Source organism: Achromobacter sp. 10T422 (assembly GCF_056394065.1).
Genome location: NZ_JBFTHD010000002.1, coordinates 617,728 through 634,066, shown reverse-complemented (window position 1 = coordinate 634,066; position 16,339 = coordinate 617,728). Strand labels below are relative to the sequence as shown.

The following is a 16,339-nucleotide window of genomic DNA, read 5'->3' as shown; positions in this document are numbered from 1 at the left end:
CCGCTTTTCGACTCCGCTTGTGACTCCATGAAACTGATCGGCTCGCTTACCAGTCCATACGTACGCAAAGTGCGTATCGTCATGGCCGAGAAAAAGCTGGACTACCGGCTTGAACTCGAAAACGTCTGGTCCGCCGACACGCAGATCCAAACGTACAACCCGCTGGGCAAGGTTCCCTGCCTGGTCATGGAAGACGGCGGCGCGCTGTTCGATTCGCGCGTCATCGTTGAATACGTGGACACCCTGTCTCCCGTTGCCCGCCTGATCCCGCAACAGGGCCGCGACCGCGCGGCTGTGAAGTGCTGGGAAGCCATCGCAGACGGCCTGCTGGATGCGTGCGTGGCCATCGTCAAGGAAAACCAGCGCCCCGAGGTGCAACGCAGCCCGGAATGGATTGAACGCCAGTTCAGCAAAATCCACGCCAGTCTCGACGCCATGAACAAGAGCCTGGGCGAAAACGCGCACTGTATGGGCATCAACTACAGCCTGGCCGACATCGCCGTCGGCTGCGCGCTGGGTTACCTGGACTTGCGCTTCGCCGAGCTTGACTGGCGTGCCAACCACCTGAACCTGGCCCGCCTGTACGACAAGCTGTCCCAACGGCAATCGTTCCTGGACACGGTTCCCAAGACCGCCTGACCGCCACAGACTGCCCATCCGCGATGGGCGCCTGAGAGACATCGGCCGCAAATGCGGCCGATTTTCATTGCTGCGGCCGGTAGATTCCGGCCGCGTATTGTCGACCCCGCTATTGGGCGGCGAACGTCTGCCAGGCCTTGAACAGCATGTAGGCGGCCAAGGCGAACAGCAGGCAGGCGAACACGCGCTTCAAGGTTTGCACCGGCAGGCGGTGCGCCATGCGCGCGCCCATCGGCGCCGTCAGCACGCTGGTGCACACCAGCGCCAGCAAGGCCGGCCAATAGATATAGCCCAGCATGCCGGGGCGCGACGCGCCCTCGTTCAGGCCCGACACCACATAGCCCACGCTATTGGCCAGCGCGATGGGAAAGCCCAGCGCGGCCGACGTCGACACGGCGTTATGCAACGCCACATTGCACCAGACCATGAACGGCACGGACAGGAAACCGCCGCCCGCGCCGACCAGGCCCGACAGGAAACCGATGCCTGCCCCGGCTGCGCTGGTGCCGACCACGCCGGGCATCTGCCGCGCCGGCTTGGGCTTCTTGTTGCGCAGCATGCTCCAGCCCGAATAGCCCACGAACAGCGCGAAGAACAGCGACAGCCACAAGGTGCTGAGCGCGGCGAACACAGCGCCGCCCGACACCAGCCCGCCGATGATGATGCCCGGCGCCATCGCCCAAACGATGTTCCATTTGATGGTGCCTCGCTGCTGGTGCGCCCGGACGCTGGACACGGAGGTGAACAGGATGGAGGTCATCGACGTGGCGATGGCCGCGTGCACGACCAGATCAGCCGGCATGCCCTGCCAGGCGAACAGCATTGTCAGGAAAGGCACCAGCAGCATCCCGCCGCCAATGCCCAGCAGCCCCGCGGCAAACCCCACCACCGCGCCCAACACCAGCAGGCAAATCAACATCGACACATCCACAACCGTCTCCTCTTGTTTTGTTTTGAATACTTGCTTCTCATGAACAAGGCCCCGCAGGGATCGCACCCGCGGGGCCTCGTCCGGACCCACACGCACCAGACGGCGTCCTTACAGGATGATGCCGCCGCCCAGGCAAACCTCGCCATCGTAAAGCACAGCCGACTGGCCGGGCGTGACGGCCCACTGCGGCTCGGTGAAATCCAGCGCAAAGGTATCGCCCTCGGCGCGCTCCAGACGGCAAGCCGCATCCGCCTGACGGTAGCGCGTCTTGGCGCCATAGCTGGCGATGGCAGGCGGATGCCCGGCCACCCAGCTGGCGTCTTGCGCCTGCAACTGGCCCGACAACAGCCACGGGTGGTCATGCCCTTGCACCACGTAGAGGATGTTGCGCTCCAGATCCTTGCGCGCCACGTACCAGGCTTCGGCCGTGCCATCTTCACGCTGGCGGCCCTTCACACCGCCCACGCCCAGGCCCTTGCGCTGCCCCAGCGTATAGAACGACAGGCCCTCGTGGCGCCCGACCTTCTGGCCTTCGGGCGTCAGGATCGGGCCCGGCTCGGTCGGCAGGTAGCGGTTCAGGAATTCGCGGAACGGGCGTTCGCCGATGAAGCAGATCCCCGTGGAATCCTTCTTGGCCGCGTTGTGCAAACCGATCTCGTGCGCGATACGGCGCACCTCGGTCTTGTGGATCTCGCCCAGCGGAAACAGCGTGCGCGACAACTGCGCCTGATTCAGCCGATGCAGGAAGTAGCTTTGATCCTTGGAGGCGTCCAGCGCTTTCAACAGCTGGAACTGCGTGCCGCCCCCCTCGGCCGGCACCTCGCGCACCCGCGCGTAGTGACCGGTGGCGATGTGCTCGGCGCCCAAAGCCATGGCGTGGTCCAGGAATGCCTTGAACTTGATCTCGGCATTGCACAGCACATCCGGGTTGGGCGTGCGGCCCGCGGAATACTCGCGCAGGAAATCCGCGAACACGCGGTCTTTATATTCAGCAGCGAAGTTGACGAACTCGAAGTCCACGCCAACCAGGTCCGCGACGCTGGCGGCGTCAAGCAGATCCTGGCGGGTGGAACAGTATTCGGAATCGTCGTCGTCTTCCCAGTTCTTCATGAACAGGCCAACGACGTCATAGCCTTGCTGTTTGAGCAGCCACGCGGTGACCGAAGAATCGACCCCGCCCGACATGCCGACCACAACGCGGCCTTTCTTGGTGGATATTTGACTCATGATGGCGCTTATTTTAAATCGGACACGGCATCTTCCCGCGGCTGCGGCTCGGCCGCCCGCGAGACTTCCATCAGCCAGGCGCGAAACGCCTGCAATGTAGGCAGGTTGGCCTTCTGCTCGGGATAGCACAGGTAATAGCCCATGCGCGCGCGAATGGGCAGCTTGATGGCGACGGCCAGCTTGCCGTCGCGCAATTCGTCTTCGATCAGGCAACGCGGAATCAGCGCAACGCCAAACCCCGCCGCGGCCGCCTGCGACAAGAGCGCGTACTGATCAAAGCGCGCCCCTTCCAGACTGCGCCGGGAATCGCATCCGGCCTGCTCGAACCAGTCGCGCCAGCCTTCCAGGGCCGACGTGTGGTGCAGCAGCGGATACGCCAGCAACGCTTCCGGCGTGGGGCAGCCGCCCGGGATCAGGCGCGGGCTACAGACAGGCACGATATCCCGGCCAACGATGTAGTCAGACCCGCTGCCCGGCCACAGCCCTTCGCCAAAGCGCACCGCGGCATCCAGTTCCGGCGTCGAAAAATCGTAGCCCTGGCGATGCGGCAGAAACTCTACGTGGATGTCGGGGCGCAGGCGCATGAAGGCGGTAAGCCGCGGAATCAGCCAGCGCGCGCCGAAGGTCGGCATACAGGTCAGGTTGAGCGTGCCGCCCTGCCCCTGGTGCGCAATCAGCTCTACGGTCGCGGCCTCAATCTGGCCCAGCCCCGCCTGAATCTTGGTCAGATAGCTGCGGCCCGCTTCGGTCAGGACCAGGCCTTGCCTGATCCGCAGGAATAGTTCGACGCCGACGAACTCTTCCAGATGTTTCACCTGTTTACTGACGGCGCCCTGCGTCACACACAGTTCCTGCGCCGCGCGCGTAAAGCTGCTGTGCCTGGCGGCCACTTCGAAGGCCTGCAGATCGGTTAAAGAGGGACAGAAACGTCGCATGGTTCGCCCCCACGCATGGGTGGGGCTCCGGCCCGAAAGATCAGCGAAACGTGTCGGAAAAGTTACACAAAAGTAACGCCCGAACGGTGCCGCCAACAGAGAGGCATGAAAAAAAGTCATAGCTTACGGAGAAACTTTCGTTTGCGCAAACCGCCCCGCCAGGAAAGAATCATTGCGTTTGCGTCTGCCTTTGCGCATCCGCTTTCCATTTATTAGGGGAATTCATGCAACGCCGTAATGTAGTCCTGGGCCTCTGTGTCGCTGCCGCGACCTTGGCCACGCCGCTGATCTCGGGTATCGCGCACGCTGAAGATGCGTATCCGAGCAAGCCCATCCGCCTGATCGTTCCCTTCCCGCCCGGCGGCACCACCGACATCGTCGGCCGCCTGTTCGCGGACAAGCTGGGCAAGGAACTGGGTCAGACCGTTGTGGTGGAAAACCGCGGCGGCGCCGGCGGCTCGATCGGCAGCGCATTTGTCGCCAGCAGCGCGCCGGACGGCTACGTGCTTGGCATCGCCACCGTCAGCACGCACGGCATCAACCCGGCCATCTACCCGAACCTGCCGTTCGATGGCGAGAAGGACTTCACGCCCATCTCGAACCTGGCAGCCGTGCCGAACATCATGACGATCAACCCGAAGGTGCAGGCCAAGAACATGGCCGAGTTCATCACCCTGGCCAAGAGCCAGCCGGGCAAGCTGACGTACGCATCGGCCGGCAACGGTTCGGTCTCGCACATGATGGGCGAACTGTTCAAGATGGCCTCGGGCACCGACCTGATGCACGTTCCCTACCGTGGCGTGGGCCCGGCGCTGAACGACGCACTGGCCGGCCAGGTCGACGTCATGTATGACAACCTGCCGTCCACGCTGCCGCACGTGCAGTCCGGCCGCCTGATCGCCATGGCCGTCGCTTCCCCGAAGCGCGTGGCCAGCCTGCCCAACGTGCCCACGTTCGCCGAAGCTGGCCTGCCGGCCGTGAACGACGCGTCCTGGTTCGGTCTGGTCGCCCCGGCCAAGCTGCCTGAGCCGATTCTGGCCAAGCTGAACGCCGCCGTGCAGAAGGTCAGCGCGGAAGCCGACGTCAAGTCGCGTCTGGAAGCGCTGGGTGCTGAACCCGCCGCCAACAGCTCGGCCGACTTCGGCAAGCAGATCGCCACTGAAATCGCCAAGAACAAGCGCATCGCCAAAGAAGCCAACGTGAAGATCGACTAAGCGATCTTCGGCCCCCGCCGCGCAAGCTTGTGCAGCGGGGGCCTCCGATTCACGAACGCAATACCTCTATATGCGAATTACCCAACCCCTGTCTTACCGGCTCGACCTTCCGCAGCAATATCCGGATTCGGAACCCTCGGCCCCGCTTGTGCTGGACTCTCCGCACAGCGGCACCGCCTACCCTCCCGATTTCGCGGCCGCGGTGGACTTTGGCGCACTGCGCACTGCCGAGGACACCTGGGTTGACGACCTGTGGGGCGACGCCATCGATATGGGCGTGCCGATGGTCGCCGCGGCGTTCCCGCGCGCCTACATCGACGCCAACCGCGCGCCCGACGAGATCGACGAACTGCTGCTGGACGAAGCCTGGCCCGATGCCATCAATGCATCGCCCAAGGTGAAGCTGGGCAAGGGCCTGATCTGGCGCATGCTGGATGACGGCACCCCGCTGTACAACCGCAAGCTGACGGTGGAAGAAGTGCGCCACCGCATCAATGCCTGCTGGAGGCCGTACCACGCCGCGCTTGGCCAAGTGCTGGATTCGGCACACAAGAAATTCGGCAAGGTCTGGCACATCAACTGCCACTCCATGCCCAGCGTTGCCGGCGCTTTCGCCACCGACCGCCCCGGCTTGGTCCACCCCGACTTCGTGCTGGGCGACCGCGACGGCAGCACCAGCGACCCGGCCTTCCGCGAATTCATCGCGGCCTGGCTGCGCGAACGTGGCTACAACGTGACGGTGAACGATCCCTACAAGGGCGTCGAACTGGTGCGCGCCTTTGGCCGCCCGGAAGAAGGCCGCCACAGCTTGCAGATCGAAATCAACCGCAACCTGTATATGGACGAAGTCACGCTGCGTCCGACGGAAAACTATGGCCGCCTGAAGGCCGATCTGCGCGACTTGACCGCTGCGTTGATCAACTGGACTCGCGCGCAAACGGCCTGACGCCGGACGTTTGCGTGCAGGTGCCGGCCAGCGGCGTGGTAAGACTGGCCGGAGCAAGTGGGGTGCAAACCCCGAGCCCCATGGTTCGCCATGGGGCTTTTTTTTTGGCCAACAACATCCCTCCTCAAAAAGAACCCACCAGCCCGCCACCGCTCCCCCTAAGGCGGGCTAGCCTCTTTGGGGGCAGCAAGCGAATGCAATGAGCGCAGCTTGGGGACAGCATTAGCGTGTATAACTACGGCGAACCTTCTGAGGAGAGGCGTCGATGCACATCGGGATACCAAAAGAGACCCGAGACGGGGAAACCCGTGTCGCAGCAACACCGGAGACCGTCAAGAAGTACGTAGGCGGCAAACACACCGTTGTCGTGGAGCGTGGGGCCGGCACCGCCGCCCGCTATCTGGATGACGCCTATGAGGCCGCGGGCGCCACGCTCGGTTCCGCCCAGGATGCGCTGGGCGCGGAACTCGTCTTGAAGGTTCGCGCGCCCTCTCCCGCAGAATTGCCCCAGATGAAATCGGGCGCTGTCGTCATCGGCATGCTTGATCCCTTCGACGCCGAAGGCCTGGAACAGATGGCCGCGGCAGGCCTCGTTGGGTTCGCGCTTGAGGCCGCGCCGCGCATTACGCGTGCGCAAAGTCTGGACGTGCTGTCGTCCCAGGCGAACCTGGCCGGCTACAAGGCCGTGCTGCTGGCCGCGCATCACTACGGCCGCCTGATCCCCATGATGATGACCGCCGCAGGCACCTTGAAAGCCGCGCGCGCCGTCGTGCTGGGCACCGGGGTGGCCGGCTTGCAGGCCATCGCCACGGCCAAGCGGCTGGGTGCGGTGGTCGAAGCCTCTGACGTGCGCCCTGCCGCGCGCGAACAGGTCGAATCGCTGGGCGCCAAGTTCATCGACGTACCGTTCGAAACCGATGAAGAACGCGAGATCGCCCAAGGCACGGGCGGCTATGCCCGCGCCATGCCGCCCAGCTGGATGGCGCGGCAAGCGGCGCTGGTGTCCGAACGCTGCAAGCAGGCCGACCTCGTCATCACCACTGCGCTGATTCCCGGGCGGCCCGCCCCCACGCTTGTGTCCGCGGAAACGGTTGCGGCCATGAAGCCGGGTTCGGTGCTGGTGGACCTGGCGGTCGAGCGCGGCGGCAACTGCCCCTTGTCGGAAAAAGGCCTGGTGGTGGAAAAGCATGGCGTGACCATCATCGGGCTGACCAACCTGCCCGGCCTGGTCGCCACGGATGCGTCCGCGCTCTATGCGCGCAACATCCAGGATTTCCTGAAGCTCATCATCAATGCGGACGGCGCGCTGGCGATCCAGCGCGACGATGAAATCGTGGCGGCCTGCCTGGTGTGCGAAGGCGGCAATGTGTTGCGGAGAACCTGAACATGGAAGCGATCAACCCCACCCTGATGAACCTCATCATCTTCGTGCTGGCCATCTATGTCGGCTATCACGTCGTGTGGAACGTCACGCCCGCCTTGCACACGCCGCTGATGGCGGTCACCAACGCCATCTCGGCCATCATCATCGTGGGCGCGATGCTGGCCGCCGCGCTGACCGAAGGCGGCCTTGCGCGCGGCATGGGCGTGTTTGCCGTGGCGCTGGCTGCGGTGAATGTGTTCGGCGGCTTCCTCGTCACGCGCCGCATGCTTGAGATGTTCAAGAAAAAGGACAGAAAGCCGGCCAAGGAGGAAGCGAAATGATCTCGCTGAATCTGGTCACCCTGCTTTATCTGATTGCGTCCGTCTGCTTCATTCAGGCGCTCAAGGGCTTGTCGCATCCCACGACATCCCGGCTGGGCAACGCGTTCGGCATGGCCGGCATGGCGATTGCCGTGCTGACCACGGCGGCGCTGATTGTGGGGCTGGCGCGCGAAGGCACCGCCACGATCGGCCTGGGCTGGGTCGTGCTGGGCCTGCTGGTGGGCGGCACCGTCGGCACCGTGATGGCCCGCCGCGTCGAGATGACGAAGATGCCTGAACTGGTCGCGTTCATGCACAGCATGATCGGCTTGGCAGCCGTCGCCATCGCCGTGGCCGTGGTGGCGGAACCGCATGCGTTCGGCATCGTCGCGGCCGGCATGCTGATCCCCACCGGCAACCGCTTCGAGCTCTTCATCGGCACCTTCGTCGGCGCCATCACGTTCTCGGGTTCGGTCATCGCGTTTGGAAAACTGTCGGGCAAGTACAAGTTCCGGCTGTTCCAAGGCGCACCTGTCGTGTTCCCTGGCCAGCACATGCTGAATCTGGCACTGGCGCTGGCGATGCTGGGCTGCGGCTTGTGGTTCATGCTGACGCAGGAATGGACGCCCTTCATCATCATGACGCTGGTGGCCTTCGTGCTGGGCGTGCTGATCATCATCCCGATTGGCGGCGCGGACATGCCCGTGGTGGTATCCATGCTGAACAGCTATTCGGGCTGGGCCGCGGCCGGCATCGGCTTTTCGCTGAACAATCCGATGCTGATCATCGCCGGTTCGCTGGTGGGTTCGTCGGGCGCGATTCTGTCCTACATCATGTGCAAGGCGATGAACCGGTCGTTCTTCAACGTGATCCTGGGCGGCTTTGGCGGTCAGGCGGGCGGCGCGGCGGATGCGGGCGATGGACAGCAGCGCAGCGTCAAGTCGGGCAGCGCAGACGACGCCGCTTTCCTGATGACCAATGCCGAAAGCGTGACCATCGTGCCGGGCTACGGCCTGGCGGTGGCGCGCGCCCAGCACGCGTTAAAGGAATTGGCCACCAAGCTCACCGAGCGCGGCGTGACGGTCAAGTACGCCATCCACCCCGTTGCCGGCCGCATGCCCGGCCACATGAACGTGCTGCTGGCCGAGGCCGAAGTGCCGTACGACCAGGTCTTCGAAATGGAAGACATCAACAGCGAATTCGCGCAGACCGATGTGGTGCTGGTGCTGGGTGCGAACGACGTGGTCAACCCGGCCGCAAAGAACGACCCGAAGTCGCCCATTGCTGGCATGCCGATTCTGGAAGCCTACAAGGCGCGCACGGTCATCGTGAACAAGCGCTCGATGGCGTCCGGCTACGCGGGCCTGGACAACGAGCTCTTCTACATGGACCGGACGATGATGGTGTTCGGCGATGCGAAGAAGGTGCTGGAAGACATGGTCAAGGCGGTGGAATAAATTGCGCGGGCCACGAAGGCCTAGATCAGGCCTTCGTGGACTTGCCGTGTTTGAGACCTGACCCTAATCGCAACGCGGCGGCCTTACGCGACGACCGCCTTTTGCAGCTGCGCATCCACCACTTCCACCCAATGCCGCACCGGTGTGTCGGTGCCGCTTTGCAGATGGCCGATGCAGCCGATGTTGGCCGACAGAATCACATCCGGCCCGCTCGACGCGATGGCGCCCAGCTTGCGGTCGCGCAGCTCCAGCGCAATCTCCGGATTCAGCACCGAATACGCCCCTGCCGATCCGCAGCATAGATGCTGGTCGGCAAACGGCAGCAGCTCGAATCCCAAGTCCGCCAGCAAGCGCTCCGACAGCGGCCGCAGCCCCTGCCAATGCTGCAACGTGCACGGCGGATGAAACGCCGCGCGCGTCCCCGGCGCCAAGCGCGCACGCAGTTGTTCCGCATGCGGCGCGACAATTTCAGCCACATCCTTTACCAGCGCCACGATGTCCGCGGCCTTCTGCGCGTAGGCGGGATCATGCTTCAGATGATGCGCATATTCCTTCACCATGGCGCCGCAGCCCGACGCGTTCATGACAATGGCTTCAACCGCCCCGTCTTGCACCAGCGGCCACCACGCGTCGACGTTGGCGCGCATTTGCGCAAGCGCCTCGTCTTGCGCATCCAGGTGAAAGCTGACCGCGCCGCAGCAGCCCGCCCCCGGCGCCAGCCGCGCGCCGATGCCCACGGCATCCAGCACGCGGATGGTGGCGGCGTCGATCGTCGGCATCATCGCCGGCTGCACGCACCCCGTCAGCATCAGCACTTGGCGCGGGTGCGCCGCCACGTCAGGCAACGCGCCCGCATCGCGGCGTTCCGGCACCTTGCGTTTGAGCGCATCGGGCAGCAAACCGCGCATGGCTTGGCCCACCCGCATCGCCGGCGCGAACAGCGGCGACAGCATGGTTCGGCGCAGCAGATTGCGCTTGGTTTTTTCCGCCCAGGAACGCGGCACGCGCTCGTCCACGATCTTGCGGCCAATATCAATCAAATGGCCGTACTCGACCCCTGAAGGACATGTTGTTTCGCAATTGCGGCAGGTCAGGCACCGGTCTAAGTGTTGTTGCGTGGACTGCGTGGGTTCGGCGCCTTCCAGCACTTGCTTGATCAGATAGATGCGGCCGCGCGGGCTGTCCAGCTCGTCGCCCAGTACCTGATACGTCGGACAGGTGGCCGTGCAGAAACCGCAATGCACGCACCGCCGCAGAATGGCGTCGGCCTCGTTGCCCAGTTCGGTGTCGCGGGCCCAGGATGCCAGGTTGGTTTGCATGATGCGCTATAGCTCCAGGACCAGGCGGCCGGGGTTGAACAAACTGGCGGGATCGAGTTCCTGCTTGAGCCGCCGCGTGATCAATGCAACGCCCGGCGCCAGCGGATGAAACACGCCATCGGCTGGCGGTTTGAGAGCGCCCGCCCGAAACAGCGTGGCATGGCCGCCCAAGCGCGCGGCGACCTCCCGCAGTTCCGTGGCGTCACGAGGACCAGTCAGCCAGCGCTGTCCACCGCCCCATTCGATAAGCGTGGGACCCAACCCCAACGAGGCGGCCGTCGGCGGCAATGCCAGGCGCCACAAGGGCCGGTCTGGCGCAAAAAATTCGTGGGTCTGTTCACGCAGGCCACGCCACCAGGCTTGCGCGGCATCCGGGTCCATCGGGTCGCCGCCTACCACTTGCCGCGCGCTGGCAATGGCGGGCGGCGCGCCGGACAGGCGCACATGCATTGCGCCCTGGCCGTCGCCATCGTCGCCCGTCCAACTGGTGGCGGAAATGGGCAGCGGCTTGCCGCGCCACAAGGCAAAACTGGCCAGCGCTTGCGCCTGCGTGGCGGGCAGCACCAGCGTCAGTTCTTCCATCGGCCGCGGCACGACCTTCATCGACACATCAAGGATGGCGCCGAAGATGCCGTGCGATCCGGCCAGCAGCCGCGACACGTCATACCCCGCCACGTTCTTCATGACCTCGCCGCCAAACGACAGGATGCGCCCTTCCGAATCCAGCAAGCGCGTTCCTAAGACGAAGTCGCGCAAGGCACCGGCGCTCATGCGGCGCGGGCCGGACAGCCCTGCCGCCACACAACCGCCCACGGTCGCGGACTCGCCAAAATGCGGCGGTTCGAAAGCCAGCATCTGACCGTTCTCGGCCAAGGCCGCTTCCAGTTCGGCCAGCGGCGTGCCCGCGCGCACCGTCACCACCAGTTCAGAAGGGTGATAACTGACGATGCCGCGATACGGCGTCATGTCCAGCAGGCAGTGGCCATCTTGCGGCGTTACCGGCCGGTAATTGCCATAAAACGCTTTGCTGCCGCCACCCATCACAAACAATGGTTTGTGGCCGGCACGGGCTGTCATGACCTGGTCGCACAATTCCGACAGGACAAAATCCATAGGGGATACGTCCTAGAAACGGGCGAGATCGGGGAAGCGCATCTCACCCGCATGGACGTGCATCTTGCCGTATTCGGCGCAGCGGGCCAGCGTGGGAATGACTTTTTCAGGATTCAGCAGGCACGGCGGATCAAACGCCCGCTTGACCGCCAGGAACGCGTCGAGTTCTTCGCGAGAGAATTGCACGCACATTTGATTTATCTTCTCCATACCCACACCGTGCTCTCCGGTCACGGTTCCTCCTACCTGCACGCACAGCTCAAGAATGGCCGCACCGAATTTCTCGGCGCGCTCCACCTCGTCCGGCTTATTCGAATCGAACAGAATCAGCGGATGCAGATTGCCGTCGCCCGCATGGAACACGTTGGCGCAGCGCAACCCGAACTCATCTTCCATCTGTTCAATGGCGCCCAGCACGCGCGCCAGATGGCGGCGCGGAATGGTGCCGTCCATGCAGTAATAATCGGGTGACACGCGCCCCGCAGCCGGAAACGCGTTCTTGCGGCCGGCCCAGAATTTCAGGCGCTCGGCCTCGGACGTGGACACCTGGCAGCGCGTGGCGCCGGCATCGCGAAACACCGCTTCCATGCGCGCGATTTCGTGCGCCACTTCTTCGGGCGTGCCATCGGACTCGCAAAGCAAAATGGCTTGCGCGTCCATGTCGTAGCCGGCGCACACAAATGGTTCGACCATGTGGGTCGCGCGGCGGTCCATCATTTCAAGGCCAGCTGGAATCATGCCCGCCGCAATCACTTGCGTGACCGCATTACCGGCCGCTTCCACGCTGGAAAAACTGGCCATGACGACCTGCGCACAGGCCGGCTTCGGAATCAGTTTGACGGTCACTTCGGTGACCACGCCCAGCATGCCTTCGGAGCCGATAAAGACAGACAGCAGATCCAGGCCCGGCGCATCCGGCGCTTCGGAACCCAGTTCAACGATGTCGCCATCGATCGTGACGACGCGCACGCGCAGCACGTTGTGTACGGTGAGCCCGTACTTCAGGCAATGCACGCCGCCGGAATTCTCGGCAACGTTGCCGCCGATGGAGCAGGCAATCTGGCTGGACGGGTCAGGTGCGTAGTACAGGCCATAAGGTGATGCGGCTTCGGAAATGGCCAGGTTTCGCACGCCCGGCTGCACAACCGCCGTGGCGCTGGCCAGATCGATATGCTTGATGCGGTTGAATTTGGACAGGCCCAACAGCACGCCTTGGCTGTGCGGCATGGCGCCGCCAGAAAGGCCCGTGCCTGCGCCGCGTGCGACGATAGGCGCGTTCAGCCGCTTGCAGATCCGCATGACGGCCTGCACCTGCTCTTCGGTTTCGGGTAATGCCACAACAGCCGGCAGCGCGCGATATAACGACAGCCCGTCGCACTCGTAGGGACGGGTATCTTCTTCGCGAAACAACACGCAGTGCGCGGGCAACGCGGCCGACAACGCCTCGATGAGCTGCTGCAACGAATAAGGCGCCTGCACTTGTGCCAGGCCGGTTTCGACCAGTGAATTCATGAGCGCAACAATAGCGCGAGCGCACTGTTAAAACAGGCCGGGATTTACCCGCATCCATGCAACGACCGGGGCGCAGCGACACGTAACCAGCCGTAATAGGTGCGATTTTTGTCGCTGAAAAGCTGCACGCAATCAGGCGGAATAATCCAGCAGCGCCAGTTTCCGGGAGATGGCCGCGCAGGTGTCGACCAGCGGCTGGATATAACTGTCCACGCGGTTTTCGCTCATGCGAAATGCCGGAATGCTCAAACTGACGCACGCCACCGGCTGCCCTTGCTTGCCGGTAATGGCGCAACCGAAGCAGAAGATGTCCTTCTCGTTTTCTTCGCGGTCTTCCGCAAAGCCCTGGCGGCGGATCTGCTCAAGCTCTTGGCGCAACGCGTTCGGCGTGCGCAGCGTGGCCGCGGTGAACACCTTGAAATCCAGGGTTTGAATGATGGCGTTGCGCGCATCCGGTTCCAACTGCGCCAGATACGCTTTGCCGACCGAACTGGAATACATCGTGACGCGGCTGCCCAGGCGCGAATTCATGCGCACCGCCTTCGGGCTTTCCAGCTTGTCGATGTAGGTCATTTCCGACCGGTCCGGCACCGCCAGATGCACGGTCTCTTGTGTGTGCTCTTTGAGATCGAACAGATGGTCTTTGCACAGTTGCCGGATGTCGGAACTTTCCAGCGCACGGCTCGCCAGGCTGACCAGCCGCGGCCCCAAACCAAAGGTCTGGCCGTTGCGCTGCTGCACGATCAACTGCTCGRCCAGCAGCGCATCGACAATGCGGTAAATGGTGGGGCGCGGGTAGCCCAGCCTGGCGCTCAGTTCGTTCACCGTCCATGCCGTTTCGCCGCTGGATGCAATCACATCCAGCACGCGCATGAACTTGGAAAACGAGGCCGTGCCGGCGACCGGTTTGGCGCCGGAGGCTGAGCTTGACGAGGGCTTGTCGCGAGCGATTTTCACGCGGGTCAGGTTACCATGTAGCCCCCGTCCACCGGCATCACCACCCCCGTCATGAACGCGGCCGCAGGCGAACACAAAAACACGACGGCTTGCGCCACATCCGCTGGCGTTCCCCACCGTTTCAGCGGCGTGCGTTCCAGAATGCGCGAGGCGCGTGCGGGATCTTTTTGCAGGGCCTCGGTCAGCGGCGTGGCGATCCAGCCCGGCGCCACCGCATTCACGCGGATGCCCGCATCAGCATAAGCAATGGCCAGGGACTTGGTCAGTTGCGCCACCCCGCCCTTGCTGGCGCTGTAGGCCGGCACCAGCCCGCCCCCGAAGAAGCTCAGCATCGACGCCGTATTGACGATGCACCCTGCTGCGCGCGCCAGTTGCGGCTGCAAGGCTTCGCACATGCGCATGGTGCCCGTCAGGTTGATGTCCAGCACCCGCTCGAATACCGGCAGCTTGAACTCTTCTTGCCGGAAGATCACACCCGCGCAGTTGATGAGCATGTCCACGCGATCAAGCGTGGCGGCAAACGCCGCTACGTTTTCTGCGTGCGTGACGTCCACCGTCACCACCTCGACGCCAGCCGGCGGGGCTTCGGAAGAAGGCAAGCCCACCGCAATCACGCGCGCACCCAATCGCGCCAGCGCGTCAGCCACACCATGCCCCAAGCCTTGCGTGCCGCCTGTCACCACGGCGGTCTTGCCCTTGAACAAGCCTGTCTGAAAACTCATGGCAATGCCCTCAGCGCACGAATTGATCGACGTAGTCGGCGCCCAGCCCCACGCTTTCGTAGTGCTTGCGGCACATGTCCAGCTTGGTGAACACGTCTTCGTATCCGGTATGGCGGCCTTCGCTGTCGCAGTAATACATGACGCCGTTGACCTGGAACATGGTGATCATTTCCTCCACGTCGTCAGGCACAAACAAGGTATGTGTTTCGCCGGGCGGCTCGAAGACATAACTGCCTTCGCGCGCAATCCAGTCATGTTCCAGATACCGCCACGATCCCTTGATGACGTAGCCGTGCACGGCTTGCGGATGGCGGTGGCAGCTCAGCACGCCCGACTTGCGCACGCGCAGCAGGTTCATCCAATAGCCCTGCGACACGTTCAGACAGAGCGGCCGGAACCAGACGTTGTCGGCTTGCGGCACCCAGACGCGCTCGTCATCCGGAATCACGCTTGGCACGACGATGTCGGGCAGCGCTTCCTTGGGATTGGGGTAACGGTATGGGGTGGGTACGGCGGATGTCGTCGTCATCGCGGCTCACTTGATGCTTAAGGTCTTCAGGACTTGGGCGTAATCAGCGGTCTCGGCCGCCATCTTCTTTTCGAAGGTGTCGCCATCGGCGTACACATAGCCCAGGTTCTGCGCCTTGATCGCCGAGATCAGTTGCGGGTCCTGCGCCACCTTTTCAAAGACTTCCTTCAGCTTGGCCACCGTGGCGGGCGGCATGCCTTTGGGGCCGGCGATGCCGCGCCAGGTGCCATAGGCCACATCCAGGCCCTTCTCTTTGGCGGTTGGCACGTCGGGGAATTCCGGCACGCGCTTGTCGCTCATCAAGACCAGCAGCCGCAGCTTGCCAGACCGCACGTATTCAGAGGCTTCGGCGGGGCTGGTCGCCACCGCATCCAGCTGGCTACCCAACAGATTCAGCAACGCCGGCCCCGAACCGGGAAACGGAATATGCGTGAAGCGCGTGTCCGACTTCACTTCGAACGCGCTCAGCGCCACGTCGTAGATGGAGCCGGTGCCAGAGGTGCCCACATTCAAGGTGGCGGGCGCTTTCTTCGCGGCCGCCATGAATTCTTCGAGCGTCTTGTAGGGCGAATTGGCCGGCACCACGATGGCCGCCGGGTCGGCGTTCAACTGCACCAGCGGCGTGTAGTCCTTGTACGTGTGGTCGAACAGGCCAAGCAGCGGCAGGATCACGAATTCCGCGGTCACGACCGTCAGCGTGTGGCCGTCGTTCTTGCTGTTCAGCACATATTTCCAGCCCACCGCGCCGCCCGCGCCGGACTTGTTCAGCACCACCATGCCCTTCGGGAAATACTGCGCCGACACTTTGGCGAAGGTGCGGGCCACGGCATCAGTGCCACCGCCCGGCTGGAACGGCACCACCAGCGTGACGGGCTGGTTCGGATAGGAATCCGCCGCCTGCGCATGCGCTGGCAACGATGCCGTCAAGCCCGCCGCAATCAGGCTGGCCACCATCAAGCCTTGTCTCATCAACATCCTTGTCTCCTTTGTCCTGGCCGGGTTTTCTGTTGAAACCCGATCCGCTTTGTGGAACTCGCAGACGGTATTTTTATTTGTCCATATTGTGGACAATTGTCTACGAAAATTCAGAATAAAGGATTTGGCTTGCCGTGTCACTGGAAAATTCGCGGTATCCGTTGCGATGCTCCGAGGGCA

The 16,339-nt window shown here is 63.5% G+C and carries 16 protein-coding genes; 6 read left to right on the top strand and 10 right to left on the bottom strand.

Annotated elements, in window-relative coordinates:
• Positions 1–27 precede the first annotated feature (27 nt).
• Complete coding sequence (locus tag AC1DB0_RS07035) at positions 28–639, top strand: glutathione S-transferase (RefSeq protein ID WP_054423429.1); 612 nt, start codon at positions 28–30, stop codon at positions 637–639.
• A 109-nt stretch (positions 640–748) separates the two neighbouring features.
• Here AC1DB0_RS07035 and AC1DB0_RS07030 read toward each other — a convergent pair whose 3' ends face one another.
• The 3 genes from AC1DB0_RS07030 to AC1DB0_RS07020 all read right to left on the bottom strand — a co-directional run bounded on the left by AC1DB0_RS07030 (position 749) and on the right by AC1DB0_RS07020 (position 3,732).
• Positions 749–1,570, bottom strand: coding sequence for a sulfite exporter TauE/SafE family protein (locus tag AC1DB0_RS07030; RefSeq protein WP_054423430.1), 822 nt, complete (start codon positions 1,568–1,570; stop codon positions 749–751).
• A gap of 108 nt (positions 1,571–1,678) precedes the next feature.
• Complete coding sequence (mnmA, locus tag AC1DB0_RS07025; protein ID WP_175169739.1) at positions 1,679–2,797, bottom strand: tRNA 2-thiouridine(34) synthase MnmA; 1,119 nt, start codon at positions 2,795–2,797, stop codon at positions 1,679–1,681.
• An 8-nt stretch (positions 2,798–2,805) separates the two neighbouring features.
• Positions 2,806–3,732: a LysR substrate-binding domain-containing protein gene (locus AC1DB0_RS07020; protein WP_175169738.1), complete on the bottom strand. Its 927-nt coding sequence runs from the start codon at positions 3,730–3,732 to the stop codon at positions 2,806–2,808.
• 224 nt (positions 3,733–3,956) lie between these two features.
• On the opposite strand from AC1DB0_RS07020, the gene AC1DB0_RS07015 reads away from it, so the two are divergent.
• From AC1DB0_RS07015 to AC1DB0_RS06995, 5 genes are all read left to right on the top strand, one after another.
• Positions 3,957–4,946, top strand: coding sequence for a Bug family tripartite tricarboxylate transporter substrate binding protein (locus AC1DB0_RS07015; protein ID WP_054423433.1), 990 nt, complete (start codon positions 3,957–3,959; stop codon positions 4,944–4,946).
• Between the two features lie 70 nt (positions 4,947–5,016).
• Positions 5,017–5,892 carry an N-formylglutamate amidohydrolase gene (locus tag AC1DB0_RS07010; RefSeq protein WP_476757618.1) on the top strand — a complete coding sequence of 292 codons (876 nt, stop codon included), beginning with the start codon at positions 5,017–5,019 and terminating at the stop codon, positions 5,890–5,892.
• A gap of 265 nt (positions 5,893–6,157) precedes the next feature.
• A complete protein-coding gene (locus tag AC1DB0_RS07005) occupies positions 6,158–7,276 on the top strand; it encodes a Re/Si-specific NAD(P)(+) transhydrogenase subunit alpha (protein WP_054423435.1) in 1,119 nt (372 codons plus the stop codon).
• Between the two features lie 2 nt (positions 7,277–7,278).
• Positions 7,279–7,596, top strand: coding sequence for an NAD(P) transhydrogenase subunit alpha part 2 (locus AC1DB0_RS07000; RefSeq protein ID WP_006388447.1), 318 nt, complete (start codon positions 7,279–7,281; stop codon positions 7,594–7,596).
• On the top strand, positions 7,593–9,032 hold the full coding sequence (locus tag AC1DB0_RS06995; RefSeq protein ID WP_054423436.1) for an NAD(P)(+) transhydrogenase (Re/Si-specific) subunit beta: 1,440 nt from the start codon (positions 7,593–7,595) through the stop codon (positions 9,030–9,032). Before AC1DB0_RS07000 ends, AC1DB0_RS06995 begins: the two co-directional genes overlap by 4 nt.
• An 83-nt stretch (positions 9,033–9,115) precedes the next feature.
• On the opposite strand, the gene glcF is transcribed toward AC1DB0_RS06995, so the two are convergent.
• From glcF to AC1DB0_RS06960, 7 genes are all read right to left on the bottom strand, one after another.
• Complete coding sequence (glcF, locus tag AC1DB0_RS06990) at positions 9,116–10,351, bottom strand: glycolate oxidase subunit GlcF (RefSeq protein WP_054423437.1); 1,236 nt, start codon at positions 10,349–10,351, stop codon at positions 9,116–9,118.
• A 6-nt stretch (positions 10,352–10,357) separates the two neighbouring features.
• Positions 10,358–11,464, bottom strand: coding sequence for a glycolate oxidase subunit GlcE (glcE, locus tag AC1DB0_RS06985; protein ID WP_054423439.1), 1,107 nt, complete (start codon positions 11,462–11,464; stop codon positions 10,358–10,360).
• A gap of 12 nt (positions 11,465–11,476) precedes the next feature.
• Positions 11,477–12,976: an FAD-linked oxidase C-terminal domain-containing protein gene (locus tag AC1DB0_RS06980; protein ID WP_054423441.1), complete on the bottom strand. Its 1,500-nt coding sequence runs from the start codon at positions 12,974–12,976 to the stop codon at positions 11,477–11,479.
• 132 nt (positions 12,977–13,108) lie between these two features.
• A complete protein-coding gene (locus AC1DB0_RS06975) occupies positions 13,109–13,933 on the bottom strand; it encodes an IclR family transcriptional regulator (protein ID WP_476758631.1) in 825 nt (274 codons plus the stop codon).
• Between the two features lie 5 nt (positions 13,934–13,938).
• The gene (locus tag AC1DB0_RS06970) at positions 13,939–14,655 is read right to left on the bottom strand and encodes an SDR family NAD(P)-dependent oxidoreductase (RefSeq protein ID WP_476757620.1); all 717 of its coding nucleotides are present in this window, start codon (positions 14,653–14,655) and stop codon (positions 13,939–13,941) included.
• A gap of 10 nt (positions 14,656–14,665) precedes the next feature.
• Positions 14,666–15,184, bottom strand: a complete 519-nt coding sequence (locus AC1DB0_RS06965; RefSeq protein ID WP_476757621.1) for a 2,4'-dihydroxyacetophenone dioxygenase family protein — start codon at positions 15,182–15,184, stop codon at positions 14,666–14,668.
• A gap of 6 nt (positions 15,185–15,190) precedes the next feature.
• Positions 15,191–16,159: a Bug family tripartite tricarboxylate transporter substrate binding protein gene (locus AC1DB0_RS06960; RefSeq protein WP_476758630.1), complete on the bottom strand. Its 969-nt coding sequence runs from the start codon at positions 16,157–16,159 to the stop codon at positions 15,191–15,193.
• Positions 16,160–16,339 lie beyond the last annotated feature (180 nt).